15 protein-coding genes are annotated in these 13,429 nt (G+C 53.0%); 10 read left to right on the top strand and 5 right to left on the bottom strand.

The window, feature by feature from the left end:
• Positions 1 to 94 precede the first annotated feature (94 nt).
• From K7H09_RS05440 to cysN, 6 genes are all read left to right on the top strand, one after another.
• Positions 95 to 754: a hypothetical protein gene (locus K7H09_RS05440; protein WP_230803903.1), complete on the top strand. Its 660-nt coding sequence runs from the start codon at positions 95 to 97 to the stop codon at positions 752 to 754.
• Positions 755 to 826: 72 nt separating this feature from the next.
• The gene (locus K7H09_RS05435; protein ID WP_041158009.1) at positions 827 to 1,546 is read left to right on the top strand and encodes an NUDIX domain-containing protein; all 720 of its coding nucleotides are present in this window, start codon (positions 827 to 829) and stop codon (positions 1,544 to 1,546) included.
• A gap of 2 nt (positions 1,547 to 1,548) precedes the next feature.
• Positions 1,549 to 1,995 carry a DUF1249 domain-containing protein gene (locus K7H09_RS05430; RefSeq protein ID WP_230803901.1) on the top strand — a complete coding sequence of 149 codons (447 nt, stop codon included), beginning with the start codon at positions 1,549 to 1,551 and terminating at the stop codon, positions 1,993 to 1,995.
• The gene (locus tag K7H09_RS05425; RefSeq protein ID WP_230803899.1) at positions 1,995 to 2,759 is read left to right on the top strand and encodes a phosphodiesterase; all 765 of its coding nucleotides are present in this window, start codon (positions 1,995 to 1,997) and stop codon (positions 2,757 to 2,759) included. Before K7H09_RS05430 ends, K7H09_RS05425 begins: the two co-directional genes overlap by 1 nt.
• A 176-nt stretch (positions 2,760 to 2,935) precedes the next feature.
• A complete protein-coding gene (cysD, locus tag K7H09_RS05420) occupies positions 2,936 to 3,934 on the top strand; it encodes a sulfate adenylyltransferase subunit CysD (protein WP_009287723.1) in 999 nt (332 codons plus the stop codon).
• Complete coding sequence (cysN, locus tag K7H09_RS05415; RefSeq protein WP_230803897.1) at positions 3,934 to 5,376, top strand: sulfate adenylyltransferase subunit CysN; 1,443 nt, start codon at positions 3,934 to 3,936, stop codon at positions 5,374 to 5,376. The genes cysD and cysN overlap by 1 nt, the downstream gene beginning before the upstream one ends.
• A gap of 195 nt (positions 5,377 to 5,571) precedes the next feature.
• Here the strand turns inward: cysN and K7H09_RS05410 are convergent, their stop codons facing one another.
• The 3 genes from K7H09_RS05410 to K7H09_RS05400 form a co-directional block, all read right to left on the bottom strand.
• The gene (locus tag K7H09_RS05410) at positions 5,572 to 6,381 is read right to left on the bottom strand and encodes a substrate-binding domain-containing protein (RefSeq protein ID WP_039859749.1); all 810 of its coding nucleotides are present in this window, start codon (positions 6,379 to 6,381) and stop codon (positions 5,572 to 5,574) included.
• A 65-nt stretch (positions 6,382 to 6,446) separates the two neighbouring features.
• The gene (locus tag K7H09_RS05405) at positions 6,447 to 7,178 is read right to left on the bottom strand and encodes an ATP-binding cassette domain-containing protein (RefSeq protein WP_039859750.1); all 732 of its coding nucleotides are present in this window, start codon (positions 7,176 to 7,178) and stop codon (positions 6,447 to 6,449) included.
• On the bottom strand, positions 7,175 to 7,879 hold the full coding sequence (locus K7H09_RS05400) for an ABC transporter permease (protein ID WP_009287726.1): 705 nt from the start codon (positions 7,877 to 7,879) through the stop codon (positions 7,175 to 7,177). Before K7H09_RS05400 ends, K7H09_RS05405 begins: the two co-directional genes overlap by 4 nt.
• Positions 7,880 to 8,050: 171 nt before the next feature.
• Here K7H09_RS05400 and K7H09_RS05395 point away from each other — a divergent pair, with 171 nt between their 5' ends.
• The 4 genes from K7H09_RS05395 (at position 8,051) to K7H09_RS05380 (ending at position 11,488) form a co-directional block, all read left to right on the top strand.
• Positions 8,051 to 8,938 carry a helix-turn-helix transcriptional regulator gene (locus tag K7H09_RS05395; RefSeq protein ID WP_230803891.1) on the top strand — a complete coding sequence of 296 codons (888 nt, stop codon included), beginning with the start codon at positions 8,051 to 8,053 and terminating at the stop codon, positions 8,936 to 8,938.
• A 109-nt stretch (positions 8,939 to 9,047) separates the two neighbouring features.
• On the top strand, positions 9,048 to 9,611 hold the full coding sequence (locus K7H09_RS05390; protein WP_027959031.1) for a type 1 glutamine amidotransferase domain-containing protein: 564 nt from the start codon (positions 9,048 to 9,050) through the stop codon (positions 9,609 to 9,611).
• Positions 9,612 to 9,700: 89 nt separating this feature from the next.
• The gene (locus K7H09_RS05385) at positions 9,701 to 10,729 is read left to right on the top strand and encodes an App1 family protein (protein WP_230803888.1); all 1,029 of its coding nucleotides are present in this window, start codon (positions 9,701 to 9,703) and stop codon (positions 10,727 to 10,729) included.
• A gap of 84 nt (positions 10,730 to 10,813) precedes the next feature.
• On the top strand, positions 10,814 to 11,488 hold the full coding sequence (locus K7H09_RS05380; protein WP_230803886.1) for a zinc metallopeptidase: 675 nt from the start codon (positions 10,814 to 10,816) through the stop codon (positions 11,486 to 11,488).
• A 151-nt stretch (positions 11,489 to 11,639) separates the two neighbouring features.
• Here the strand turns inward: K7H09_RS05380 and K7H09_RS05375 are convergent, their stop codons facing one another.
• Positions 11,640 to 12,374, bottom strand: coding sequence for a class I SAM-dependent methyltransferase (locus tag K7H09_RS05375; protein ID WP_230803885.1), 735 nt, complete (start codon positions 12,372 to 12,374; stop codon positions 11,640 to 11,642).
• A 43-nt stretch (positions 12,375 to 12,417) separates the two neighbouring features.
• A complete protein-coding gene (locus K7H09_RS05370) occupies positions 12,418 to 13,389 on the bottom strand; it encodes a thymidylate synthase (RefSeq protein WP_230803884.1) in 972 nt (323 codons plus the stop codon).
• Positions 13,390 to 13,429 lie beyond the last annotated feature (40 nt).

The following is a 13,429-nucleotide window of genomic DNA, read 5'->3' as shown; positions in this document are numbered from 1 at the left end:
ATCATTCAAACGTTCGTTACATTTTTTGCTATATTGGGCTAGAGGCCCGTCATTGGTGGGTCTAAGTAGGACAACAATAATGTTAGGAGCATGTATGCGAACTCACTCTTTTCCACGTATGTTTTTACCGCGCTCATTAATCGCCGCCGCTATTGGCAGCGCGCTGATGCTGTCTCCGCTAACCGCCTCTGCCTTTGAAGGCGAGCTGTTTTCGCTTAAAAACAGGTGGGAGCATACCGTGACTGAGATGCCCGCCAACGAGCGCGAGAGCACGTTAAAGGCATTGGCAGGTGAAGCGGAGCAGTTGGCCGAGCAGTACAGCGATGAAGCTGATGTACTTGTTTGGCAGGGAATAGTTCTGGCTTCTTATGCCCGTGAGCGCAGTGGTTTAGGCGCATTAGGAATCGCAGGTGATGCGCGTGACGCGTTAGAAAAGGCGATTGAAATAGATCCTCAGGGGTTGAATGGTTCCGCCTACGTCACGCTAGGTGCGCTTTACGATCGCGCTCCGGGGCGGCCACTCGGTTTTGGCAATAGTGATACCGCTGAACGCATGTTCCAGCGTGCCTTGGAGATCCGCCCAGACGGCATCGATGTGAACTACTACTACGCTGCCTTTTTGAAAGAAGAGGGCAATGAGCAGGCCGCTCGCGAGCACGCCCAGCGAGCGGTTAACGGCACCGCTCGAGACAACCGGCAAGCCTCCGATGAAGCGCTACGCCGTGATGCCGAAGCGCTGCTTAAGCAGCTGTAAATCCCCCGCTGAATTGGCATTCCCGGTGGCAAGCATTGATAATAGATCGATTATCACCACCGGGAGTGCCTCATGGCGTCCAACTCCAAGCACGATGCTGTTCAGAATCCTAATTTTCAGCGCCCTCCTTTTAAAAACACGGCTCTTAGCGTTCCAGACTTAAAGCGCAATGATGTTGAGCTGCTTAAGCGGGAGACGCTACACCAGGGGTTTTTCCGCCTGGAAGCCTTAGAGCTTCGTCACCGGCTGTTTGAAGGCGGTTGGAGCGAACCCATGCGTCGTGAAGTGCATAATCGCTTTGATGCAGTGGGTGTGCTGCTCTACGACCCCGAACGCGACTCATTGGTGCTCATTGAGCAGTTTCGTGCCGGCGCCATTGATGATTCCGTTTCTCCCTGGAAGCTCGAGCTCGTGGCTGGTTTGGTCGAAAAAGACGAATCGCTGGAAGATGTGGCGCGTCGCGAGGCGTGGGAGGAGGCCGGTTGTAAAGTGGCCCAACTGACCAAACTTCACACGTATTATCCCAGCCCTGGCGCCTGCAGCGAGCAAGTGACACTATTTTGTGGTTTGGTAGATACCCAAGGATTAGGTGGGATTCATGGCCTAGATGAAGAGCATGAGGATATTCGTGTTCACGTCATGCCTTTCGCTAACGCTTGGGAGCTCTTAGAGAAGGGGCGACTCGACAACGCCATGTGTTTAATTGGTCTACATTGGCTGAATAGTCAGCGAGCCTCACTGCGTGCTGCCTCGCAGCGCGCTTTGACGCAAAGCGAAACCGACGAGGAGTGAACATGGCGAGAATGGCCTATGTCACCGATTTAAAATCGCTCCAAGGGGAGTGCAGCGCCAACTATTTACGTTTGGTGCGCCTGGTGGGCGATATGGAGGCCGGCCAGCGCCGCGATATTGCCTTGCGCGGTGATAAACAGCATTTCGGTGATCTGCATCTGTATATTCAAGAGCAGGCGCCTTACACCACCATGGTGAATGTTTCTCAGACCGGCCCACTAGATACCGTTTTGGAAGGGCCGCGTATGCGCGTACATCTTTATCACGATGTACGCATGGCGGAAGTGACCGACTTTCAGCGCGAGCGCCACTTTAGTGGCCGCTACCGCTACCCCAATGCCCGGATGCATCAGCCGGATGAGAAGCTTCAACTCAACCGCTTCTTGGGCGAGTGGCTGGCTCATGGCCTTGCTCACGGTCACACGGTCGACGTGCCGGAGATGCCCTAATGCGTGTGGTGCAAATTACCGACGCCCATCTCTATGCGGATATCGAAGCGCGTTCCCGGGCGGGCATACCCTGGCGGCAGTTTCAGCAGGTGTTGAATGCCGTTGTCGCCGAAAAGCCCGATATCGTGCTGTTTACTGGTGATATTAGCCAGGATGAATCGGCCGCTTCCTACGCCTTGGCGATGCAGGCGCTGGAGCAGTTGCCTTGCCCCTGGTACTGGCTGCCGGGTAATCACGATCAGCCCGAGTTCATGGCGGCCGAGCGGCCGATGGTTGAACAAGTGGACTTGGATTCGTGGCGCATCCTGTTGCTCAATACCCAGGTGGAGGGCAAACCCCACGGTGAACTGGGAAGCGAGCGGCTAGCTAAGCTCGCTGAACAGTTAGAGAACGATGACCGGCCCACGCTGATAGCCATGCACCACCCACCGGTGGACGTCGGCGCGGTGTGGATGGATGCCATTGGCCTACAAGATCGCGACGCATTTTGGCAACTGCTAAGTAAACACCCGCACGTCAAGATCATCCTGTTTGGTCACGCGCACCAAGCCTACGCCGAGCATCATATTTTAGGCACAGGTAGAGGCATAGGTGAGGCCACTATTGATGTTTATGGCTGCCCGGCGATGGCCGATCAGTTTCTGCCCGGTGCCGAGCAGTTTGCCATTGATGAAGCTTCCCGCCCTGGCTATCGGGTTATCGATTTGGCGTATAGCGATGCCCAGGGAAGCGAGTGGCAGAGCTGGATAGAGCGCACTGATTAGACGTTAATTGCTCTCTTATTTCTAGATAGGTTTTTTAGGAATAAAAAGATAGTTATTAATTCTTTTGGGTTATTACCGGCTCGGCGTTACCCTACTCACATTCGAACGTACATTTATCTATAACGTACGCTGATTTTAGCTTGTGTGACGAGCTTGTTCTTGTGAGGTAAGGGGCCATGACCCAATTGTCTACATTGTCGTCAAAAGAGCGGTCTTCAGAGACGCGTTCTTCATCTTCAGCGACGCAGGGGGAGGCTTTTAATGCCCCTGATGCCGCGCGCTTGACCCACCTCAAGCAATTAGAAGCCGAGTCTATCCATATCATCCGTGAAGTTGCCGCTGAGTTCGCCAACCCGGTGATGATGTACTCCATCGGTAAAGATTCGTCGGTAATGCTGCACTTGGCGCGCAAAGCTTTTTACCCCGGTACACCGCCATTCCCGCTGATGCACGTGGACACCACGTGGAAGTTTCGCGAAATGATCGAGTTCCGTAACCGCATGGCTGAAGAGGCGGGTATGGAACTGATCGTGCACACCAACGAAGAGGGGCGGGCAGCCAATATCAACCCGTTCGACCACGGCAGCGCCAAATACACCGATATCATGAAAACCCAGGCGCTCAAGCAGGCGCTGGATAAGTATGGGTTTGATGCGGCCTTTGGTGGCGCGCGTCGTGATGAAGAAGCCTCGCGTGCCAAAGAGCGCGTCTACTCGTTCCGCGATAAGTATCACCGTTGGGATCCCAAGAACCAGCGCCCTGAGCTTTGGAACGTATATAACGCTAAGGTCAATAAAGGTGAATCGATCCGCGTGTTCCCACTCTCTAACTGGACCGAGCTGGATATCTGGCAGTACATCTACTTAGAGTCGATTCCCATCGTGCCGCTCTACTACTCGGCCAAGCGGCCCATAGTCGAGCGCGACGGTATGCAAGTTATGGTCGATGACGACCGTATGCCGTTAGCACCTGGCGAAGTGCCGGAAATGAAGTCGGTACGGTTTCGAACGCTTGGCTGCTACCCGCTAACCGGCGCGGTGGAATCCGAAGCCGCGACGCTTCCGGAAATTATTCAAGAGATGCTGCTGACCCGAACCAGTGAACGCAGTGGCCGCGCCATCGATCGCGATCAGGTGGGTTCGATGGAGAAGAAAAAGCGCGAGGGGTACTTCTGATGTCTCACCAATCTAATTTAATCGCCGATAATATCGAGCAGTACCTGCACGAGCACGAAAACAAAGACCTGCTGCGTTTTATCACCTGCGGTAGCGTAGACGACGGCAAATCGACGCTGATTGGCCGTCTGCTTCACGACTCGAAAATGATCTTTGAAGATCAACTGGCGGCGATCACTCAGGCTTCTAAAACCAGTGGTACTACTGGTGATACCGTTGATCTGGCGCTGTTGGTGGATGGGCTGCAGTCAGAGCGTGAGCAGGGCATTACCATCGATGTGGCGTACCGCTTTTTCTCTACCGATAAGCGCAAGTTTATTATCGCCGATACGCCTGGGCATGAGCAGTACACCCGCAATATGGCCACGGGGGCATCAACCGCCAGCCTGGCGATTATCCTGATCGATGCCCGCTACGGTGTGCAGACCCAGACTCGCCGCCATAGCTTTATTGCCGACCTGCTAGGTATTCAGCACCTGGTGATTGCGGTCAATAAGATGGATCTAGTGGACTTCTCCGAGCAGCGCTTTAACGAGATAGTCGATGAGTACCGAGCCTTTGCCACCAATCTGCAAGCACCTGACATTCGCTTTGTACCGATGTCGGCCCTGAATGGCGACAACGTGGTCAATCGCAGCGAACAAACGCCCTGGTATTTTAGCGATGCTTACCAGGGGGAAACACTGATCGAGCTATTAGAGAGTGTCGAGATTACCCGCGACCAGAACCTCAGCGATCTGCGTTTACCGGTTCAGTACGTTAACCGCCCGAACCTTGATTTTCGCGGTTACTGCGGCACCTTAGCCGCGGGTGTATTACGTCCTGGTCAAGCCGTTAAGGCACTTCCATCGGGTAAAACGTCGCGGGTTGCACGGATTGTCACTTTTGATGGTGACCTTGCGGCCGCTTATCCAGGTCAGGCGATCACTGTGACTCTGGAAGATGAAATCGATATCTCCCGTGGCGACTGGCTGGTGGCAGCGGATAGCGAACTGCCGCTCTCCAACACCTTTAAAGCCGATATTGTTTGGATGCAGGAAGAGGCGTTAACGCCAGGTAAGCTCTACGATTTCAAACTGGCGACCCGCGATCTTTCCGGTCAGATCAGTGCGATTGATTACCAAATCGACGTCAATACCCTGGAGAAGCATGCCACTCACTCGCTGGGGCTAAATGCGATTGCCCGCTGTGACGTGGAACTGACCGCCGCTATTCCGGTGGATGATTACCGCACCAGCCCCGGTACCGGTAGCTTTATCATCATTGATCGGCTGACCAACGTGACCGTAGGAGCCGGTATGATCCGCGGTACCGCCAGCGCCCCAGGCAATGCTTCAAACGCCACCGATTGGGCCGCCTTTGAACGTGACCTAAATGCCCTGGTGCGTAAGCATTTCCCTCACTGGGAAGCGAAAGATATCAGCGGTTTATTCAGCCGCTAACCGGCATAAGCTCCGGTCATGAGCCTCCTCACATCCGTGCGAGGAGTTCTCCTTATGTCATTGCGAGGAGCGAAGCGACGCGGCAATCTTGCTTTTGTCATTGCGAGCGCAGCGCGGCAATCTCAAAGTTAGTGCCATCGCCGGTATGAGATTGCTTCGTCGCAAGCTACTCGCAATGGCGGTAGGTGATTAGATTTACTCAGCATTAGGGAAAAACAGCTGCTGACCATCTACCTCAAAATCCGCAATCGCTTGCTGGCCCTGTTCAGAAACCAACCACTCGTGCCACTGAGCGGCGAGGTCGTGCTTCAAGTGCGGGTGACGCTCTGCCGAGAGCAATAGGCTGCCATACTGATTGAATAGCGCTTCATCGCCTTCAAACAGCAAGGTGAGGTCTTGTGGGTTGTCAAAGGCGACCCAGGTGGCGCGATCGGTAAACGTATAGGCGTCCATGCCCGCGGCGGTATTCAACGTAGGGCCCATGCCGCTGCCCAGCTCGCGGTACCACTCGCCCTGTGGCGTGACCCCGGCATCTTCCCACAAGCGCAATTCCGCGCGGTTGGTGCCGCTATCGTCCCCACGTGAAGCAAAGGGGGACTCGCTCTCGGCAATACGCTGCATGGCATCGATGACGGTTTCGCTGTCACGGATGCCCGCAGGGTCATCGCTCGGGCCGACGATTACGAAATCGTTGTACATCACATTCAAGCGTTCTGTGGCGTAGCCATCGGCCACAAACTTTTCTTCACCTGCGGTGTCGTGAACCAGCAGGCTATCCGCATCGCCACGGCGACCAATTTCAAATGCCTGGCCGGTGCCCACGGCGACCACGTGCACATCAATCCCGGTCTCTTCGCTGAATGCGGGGATGATGGCGTCAAACAGGCCAGAGTTTTCGGTAGAGGTCGTGGAGGCCAGGGTAATGTAGTCATCGGCCGCCATCAGCGTAGCGCTGAAGGTCAGCCCTAGGGTGCCAGCGGTGATAAGTGCGGTAGTTTTGTTCATTTTTGCTCCTTGATCGCTTTTCATAAATCGTTTTTCTTCAATCCTAGGGCTCACTTATATTGGAGCTACCAGACCAACTCGCCGCGAATAAACGCCCCCGCCTCAGGTGAGGTGGGGGCGGTAAAAAAGTCGCGGGCAGGGGTGTGTTCAAGTAGTTCGCCGTTGTGCAAAAACACCACGTCATTGGCTAAGCGATGTGCTTGGTGCAAGTCGTGAGTGGTCATAACGATACGTGTACCGCTGTGATGAAACTCCAGTACGGCATCTTCAACGGCCTTGATGGCGGCGGGGTCGAGCGCCGAGGTGGGTTCGTCTAAAAACAGCACTTGGGGATTGAGCAGCCAGGCCCGTGCCAACGCTAAACGCTGCTGCTCGCCACCGGAAAGCACCCGCGCAGGCCGTTTGGCTAGGTGTGCTAAGCCAAACTTCTCAAGGGCACTCATCGCCTGGGTTTTTCGAGGTAACGCTTTCAGTTCTGGTCGCGCCACTTTATTGATGGCTAGCACATAGGTCAGGTTATCCAGCGCTGAGCGGCGTAACAGCACAGGGCGTTGGAAAACCATGGCTTGCGCGGGCTGAACCCCTTGCCAGCGAACCGAACCGCTGGAGGGCGTTAGTAGGCCGTGAGCTAGACGCATTAATAGGCTTTTGCCCGCACCGTTCGGCCCCATTATTAGCGTTCGCTGGCAGCCTGCAAGGCGCATCGATGTGGGACTAAGCAGGGTATGGCCGCGATGGATAAAGCTCACGCTGTCGAGCTCAAGGGTGGCGACGGGGGGCGTATGATGTGCGTTCATCCCAGCCGCCTTTTCGCCGTTTCGCCGATTATGTGGGCAATCGCGTTAATCATGGTGACCAGGGCGAGCAGAATGATCCCTAAGCCAAGGGCCATAGGCAGGTTGCCCTTGCTGGTTTCCAACACAATGCTGGTGGTCATCACGCGGGTGACGCCGTCGATGTTCCCGCCCACAATCATCACTGCGCCCACTTCGGCGCTGGCGCGGCCAAAGCCTGCCAGGATCACCGTTAACAGCCCAAAGCGTGCGTCCCATAGCAGGGTGGGGATCATGCGTAGGCGCGTTAGCCCCAGTGAGTTCAACTGCTCGGCATACTCTCCGTGAAGCGCTTCAACCTGCTGGCGGGTGAGGGCGGCAATAATGGGTAGTACCAGAATCACTTGGGCTATCACCATCGCTGTTGGCGTAAACAGCAGCCCCCATTCACCCAGTGGGCCTGCGCGCGAAAGCAGTAGGTAGACACAAAGCCCTGCCACGACTGGCGGTAAGCCCATCAAGGCATTGAGGGCGACAATCACGACGTTACGTCCAGGAAAGCGCCATAGCGCCAGAGCAGCGCCTAAGGGCAGGGCTATCAGGCTGGCAATCAATACCGCCATCAGCGATACCTGCAGCGAGAGCATCACGATGGAGATTAGCGCGCTATCCATACTCAGGATCAGGGTGAGAGCAGTACTAAAAGCATTATCACTGGTGAGCATTGAGCGTCGGTTTCACTTTTGTATGAAGAGCTGTTGTAGGAAAACTGTTATCTGAGAATTGGCATGATGTATCGAAAAATGACTTAATGCACTGCGTCCTGAAATTTATGCAGTCATATGCAGTTAAAATACAAAAGAGGTTTGCATTTTACCCAGCGAGGCTACCTTGCGATGTCTGAACCACATACTTACCTGACCACCGCAGAAGTCGCTGACTATTTGCGTTTAAAAGAGCGCAAGGTGTATGACTTGGTGCGCCAAGGCCAGATTCCCTGTAGTCGGGTAACGGGAAAGTTGCTGTTTCCCCGCCAACAGATCGATTTATGGGTGCTGAACCATTTAGAAGGCGATCAGGCGCAGCGTTTATCAGTGCCGCTAGTAGCAGCCGGTAGCCAGGATCCACTGTTGGAGTGGGCTATTCGGGAAAGCGGCTCTGATTTGGCGATGCTCTGCCAAGGCAGTGGCGACGGCGTGCGGCGGTTGCTTGACGGCAAGGCGATGTTGGCGGGCATTCATCTGCTGGATGCTTCTACTCAGCGCTATAACGAACCCAGCGCGCTCGGCTTAAGCGGCATGCGTGATCTGTTGATAGTGCATTGGGCAAAGCGCCGCCAAGGGCTGCTTTTACCCGCTGGCAACCCGATGAGCATCTCTGGGCTAAATGATTTAAAACGGCCCGGGATCCGCGTGGCGCATCGCCAGCCCGACGCTGGAGCAGCACGGTTGCTGCACTGTTTGCTACAACAAGCAGGCATTGAAAGCTCGGCGATCAACTGGGCGCCCCATGCCTCCTTAAGTGAAGATGATTTGGCGCTTAGCGTTGGTCAGGGTGAGGCGGATGTTGGGCTGGGGGTTGAAGCCGCCGCCCATCGCCAGCACCTCGGCTTCGTTACACTTTGCGATGAGCCGTTTGATTTAATTATGCAGCGGCGCAGTTATTTCGAACCTTCAATACAGCGCCTGTTGGCGTTTGCTCATCAAGCGCGTTTTGCCGAGAGGGCAACACAGTTAGGAGGTTATGATATTGCTGAACTAGGAAGGATTGTGCATAACGCCTAGCGCGCTATTCGCTAACCTGCGGCGTCAGTAGGAGAGCTTGACCCTGATTCAATATACGCCACACTAGTGGGGCGTTACTAACGCAAATCATCACGAAAAGGAGAGCATGATGAAACAAGCACTAAACGGTAAGCGTGTTGCTATTTTAGCCGCAGCTGGTTTTGAAGAGTCTGAGCTGAGCGTACCGCGCGCCGCCTTACAGAAAGAGGGTGTTGAGGTTCATGTGGTCACCCCCGACGGTAAAGGAGTCCGCGCTTGGGCGGAAACCGACTGGGGCGACACCTATGAAGCCGATAAAGCCCTTGCTGATGCCAGTGAGTCTGACTACCACGCCTTGGTACTGCCGGGTGGTTTATTCAACCCCGATGAACTGCGCATCAACGACGATGCGTTGAGTTTCGTAAGAGGGTTTTTCCAGGCAGGTAAGCCTGTTGCTGCTATTTGCCATGCGCCGTGGATTTTAATTAATGCGGGCGTGGTTGAAGGCCGCCGCATGACCTCGGTACACAGCGTCGCGCAAGATTTACGCAATGCCGGCGTTGAGTGGGTCGATGAGCCAGTTGTTGTGGACAGCGGTCTTGTGACCAGCCGTACGCCGAAGGACTTGGATGCCTTTAACGCCAAGTTACTCGAAGAGCTGCAGGAAGGGCGTCACTCCGGTCAACACGCTTGATGAGCGTATTGCGTCAGTGGACAAGCTTTATCAAAAGGCTTGTCCACGTTATTGCCAAACCTATCAAAGGAGACAGTAGCCGCGGCGGAATGGTGGTTCATCCTTACCGCGGCTATGGTTCCCAACGTGAAGTTTTTGTCATGGGCCGGGTGTTTCGCCAAGCCGCACTAGGTCGAGCCATTCCTCGCCATGGCATGCTACGCGATACTGCGGACGTGGCGCGGCGCGTTTTACGCCAGGGGCTGGCCGATGCGCAGGTAGAAATTCACATCGGCGAAAATAAGCTCTGCGTCGGCACGGATCGAGATGGCTATTTCGACGTCCACTTACCGATTAGTCACACCCTGCCCATTGATGTCTCTTGGCACCGCGCCGATATTTTAGTGCATTGCTCGGGGCAGACGCCGGTACGTACTCACGTAGAAGTTTATGTACCTCCGTCAGAGGCGGATTTGCTGATCATCAGTGATATTGATGACACCGTTATGTTTACCGGGGTGGCGGAAAAGCTCAAAATGCTTTATCGCTTATTTGTTAAAAAACCTCATCGCCGCACCGCTTTCCCCGGTGTTGCGCCGCTTTATCAAGCTTTACATCGTGGCGTTAGTGAACGCGCTGAGCGGCCCATTTTGTATGTATCCCGTGGCCCTTGGGCGATATACGAAATGCTCGAAACCTTTTTTCAGATCAACCGCATCCCCGTTGGGCCGATTATCTTTTTACGCGAATGGGGCATCTCTTTGCGCAAGCCTTGGCCGCGCCGTGCAGAAGAGCATAAGCGCGAACTGATCGACCGTATGTTGACGCTTTATAATGATATGCCGTGTATTCTCATTGGCGATAGCGGTCAACACGATCCAGAAGTGTATACCGAGATAGTGAAAGCCTACCCAGATCGGATTAAAGCGATTTATATTCGTCAAGTGGATAAAAACCCCAAGCGCGAGCAGGCGATCCAGCGGTTGCGGGATGAGTTGGCCGGCACCCAGTGTGATTTAGTGCTCGCCGCGGATAGCGTGCTGATTGCCGAACACGCCCACGCCCAGGGCGATATCTCTGCCCACGGCTTAGCGGCAGTACAGCGCGAAGTTGAGGAGCACCGCAACGATCCCGCATAACGCTGTTGCCAAGTCAGTCCCCATGGTAAAAGTACGCTACGAAGAAGTGTGTTTAACGACGGTTATTTGTAGATAGGGGCTGCCATGGTTGTTGTGCTGATCATTTTTGCGCTGGCAGTATTTGTGCTCCCCAATGTTTGGGCCAAGTGGGTGCTTAAACGCCATACCCGCGGTCGTGACGATTACCCGGGGACGGGTGCAGAGCTTGCCGATCACTTGCTGCGCCGACTGGGGATTGAGGGTGCAAGCGTTGAGCGCACTGAGTTCGGTGACCATTATGACCCTGAAACCCGCTGCGTACGTCTTTCACCGGATAACTACGATGGGCGTTCGCTAACGGCCGTCACGGTGGCTGCCCATGAAGTAGGGCATGCCATTCAGCATCACCAGGGCTACACGCCGCTACTGGCGCGTAGCCGCTTAGTCGGCGTTGCCCAAAAAGCTGAGAAACTCGGCGCTGTACTGATGATGGCTGCACCTTTTCTGTTTTTATTGACGCGTCTGCCGGGTGGTTTAGCCATTGTAATTGCCATGGCGGTGATCAGCTTTGGCACCGCGGCGCTGGTGCATTTTGTGACCCTGCCAGTTGAGTTTGATGCCAGCTTTAACCGGGCGCTGCCGCTCTTGAAAGAGTACGTCCCGCCTTACGATATGCCCGGTGCCCGGCACGTACTCACCGCCTGCGCGTTTACCTACGTGGCCGCCTCGCTGGCCAGTGTTATGAACCTGGGGCGCTGGCTGGTGATTTTGCGGCGGTGAGCGTGTATTGAAGCTGTGTTTTCAGTGCCACTAAGTGTCTATGCATAATTTTTCGTGCATTAAAGGTTATAAAAAAAAATCAGTAGCTTACTAGATATTTATACCTGATTTACTTTTGCATAGGCACTTAGTTAATACCTATTGTCTGTCTTTATTGCTTTGTGGCGCGCAGTAGAATATAGGGTTTTGTGTCCTGTAGAGTGCGGAATTCACTCGTATGAACTGGCAACTGCGAATTGTCAAATGGTAGATTACGCTCTGTGGTTAGTGAAAGCCCCGCTGCGGCGAATGTATTTCGATATGTGGATAAACCCCATTGTTTGTCGACAATCTCTAATGGTTGCTGCCTTCCCGGTATCGTGAGGTAGACTGGGCGATTATCTCCGTCTTGATAGGAAATACCATGCTCTCCATTGCGGTAGGTCGGATAATCGACTCCGGTGGTTTGAGGATGAGTGTCGAGGATGTAATAGGAGCCGCCAGGTTTAAGTACGCGCATTACTTCCGTAGTGATGCGTACTAGTTCACGTCTTTCGGGAATGTTAATAAACAGAAAACAACTAATGACAGCTTCAAAACTGTTATCAGGAAATGGCAAATTTGGACCATGGATTTGCTCAAAGCGAAGACGGTTAGTGCCTGCGGATATTGCTTTTTCAATCATTGTTGAAGAGATGTCAACACCGGTGACATAGTCGAATCCGTCGTCTCTTAATCTTCTGGACACTTTGCCGCTGCCACAGCCGTAGTCCAATACACTAATTCCCTTGCCATAAGAGCAGGTTAACTCCGCGATGAGTGGTTGATAGCCAAAAGCATTCTCCACCCAATCATCATAAGCGTCAAAAAGCTCGGCGATATTTTGTTCAGTCCAATTAGTATTCATAAAAATAAATCCCCTAATATTTGCTCATGTATGAATGCTTGTACTATCCCCAGCGATTAATAAGAAACGGTTGATAGTAGGGGTTAATTATCTCTAACGCCTTTTGAGGCAGCGCATTCCCTATCTTGATTTGGCGATAGATCCAGAACAACATCAGCACATCTCGCCAATACGTCGTTAGGTTAAGATTAGCCATATCATTAAACGTCAACAAGCCGCTACGGATCTCTGACTCATATTCCAATAGTTTGCGTATGGTAGTCGGGGAGGTGCCAATTGGCATTAAAGGTACTGTGCCTGGCTGGGGTATAGTTTCATTACTATTCAAAAGTTCAAGCGCACGCTCATGTGTGCTTTCATAGACGTGAATAGAACCAACTTGATGTGTGTAGTGACCGATTTTGCAGCCTATGCGGGCAGCAATATACTCTTGCAAGAAAGTAAAAGAGAAAATATCGTTCAGCATGCCAACGTAGGCATCATTTGCACGCATATAGCTGACCATGTTCAACTTTTCTTCGCGGAGTAGCAACTGAAGACCCAAGGTACATGAAACGTCGATATTGCGTCGATAAAGATCTTCTTCCGCACTAAATATTTGAAGGACAGCGCGCTTACTGTCGGGATCGTCATTTTTAATGATATCAATCACTCGTTCGATTTGATCGAGCGTGTCTGCACCAAAGTTTTTAAGACGAGCTCCGTAACCAGTACCAGGTAAGCTTATACCATCTGGGCTGTAGCGTTGCATTGAAGGGGCGTACCAGGAAATAAATGCTAAGTCGTTTTTACCTGATAAATACCATAACGCTTCTGCATAATTAAAAACAATATTTTGTTTGCGTATTTTGCTTAGACAAAAACGATCAGGAGGATTGTCGAGTCGGATATTGAAGCCAATGAGTTCTCGCTCTTTATTTCCTCTAGGTGAGTTAACATATTCATATTCAAAGCAGATTTTATGCAGTGTATCTCTGTAGAGGCTGGTGAAATTCGTATAATGTTTGTGCATCATTATATTCATCTCTTTCGGTGGACAAAGAGGCGTATTTTGC

The sequence above is a fragment of the Halomonas sp. IOP_14 genome, from assembly GCF_021021315.1.
Classification (GTDB): domain Bacteria; phylum Pseudomonadota; class Gammaproteobacteria; order Pseudomonadales; family Halomonadaceae; genus Vreelandella; species Vreelandella titanicae.
Note: the sequence above shows the minus strand (reverse complement) of the source record. Positions and strands in the feature narration are given on the sequence as shown.

Excerpts from the sequence above, each read along its gene's own strand:
- K7H09_RS05405 (WP_039859750.1), bottom strand. The coding sequence starts at position 7,178 with ATGAACGCACATCATACGCCCCCCGTCGCCACCCTTGAGCTCGACAGC.
- K7H09_RS05430 (WP_230803901.1), top strand. The coding sequence starts at position 1,549 with ATGGCGAGAATGGCCTATGTCACCGATTTAAAATCGCTCCAAGGGGAG.
- K7H09_RS05375 (WP_230803885.1), bottom strand. The coding sequence starts at position 12,374 with ATGAATACTAATTGGACTGAACAAAATATCGCCGAGCTTTTTGACGCT.
- K7H09_RS05400 (WP_009287726.1), bottom strand. The coding sequence starts at position 7,879 with ATGCTCACCAGTGATAATGCTTTTAGTACTGCTCTCACCCTGATCCTG.
- K7H09_RS05425 (WP_230803899.1), top strand. The coding sequence starts at position 1,995 with ATGCGTGTGGTGCAAATTACCGACGCCCATCTCTATGCGGATATCGAA.
- K7H09_RS05380 (WP_230803886.1), top strand. The coding sequence starts at position 10,814 with ATGGTTGTTGTGCTGATCATTTTTGCGCTGGCAGTATTTGTGCTCCCC.
- K7H09_RS05410 (WP_039859749.1), bottom strand. The coding sequence starts at position 6,381 with ATGAACAAAACTACCGCACTTATCACCGCTGGCACCCTAGGGCTGACC.
- cysN (WP_230803897.1), top strand. The coding sequence starts at position 3,934 with ATGTCTCACCAATCTAATTTAATCGCCGATAATATCGAGCAGTACCTG.
- K7H09_RS05440 (WP_230803903.1), top strand. The coding sequence starts at position 95 with ATGCGAACTCACTCTTTTCCACGTATGTTTTTACCGCGCTCATTAATC.
- cysD (WP_009287723.1), top strand. The coding sequence starts at position 2,936 with ATGACCCAATTGTCTACATTGTCGTCAAAAGAGCGGTCTTCAGAGACG.
- K7H09_RS05435 (WP_041158009.1), top strand. The coding sequence starts at position 827 with ATGGCGTCCAACTCCAAGCACGATGCTGTTCAGAATCCTAATTTTCAG.
- K7H09_RS05395 (WP_230803891.1), top strand. The coding sequence starts at position 8,051 with ATGTCTGAACCACATACTTACCTGACCACCGCAGAAGTCGCTGACTAT.
- K7H09_RS05385 (WP_230803888.1), top strand. The coding sequence starts at position 9,701 with ATGGTGGTTCATCCTTACCGCGGCTATGGTTCCCAACGTGAAGTTTTT.
- K7H09_RS05370 (WP_230803884.1), bottom strand. The coding sequence starts at position 13,389 with ATGATGCACAAACATTATACGAATTTCACCAGCCTCTACAGAGATACA.
- K7H09_RS05390 (WP_027959031.1), top strand. The coding sequence starts at position 9,048 with ATGAAACAAGCACTAAACGGTAAGCGTGTTGCTATTTTAGCCGCAGCT.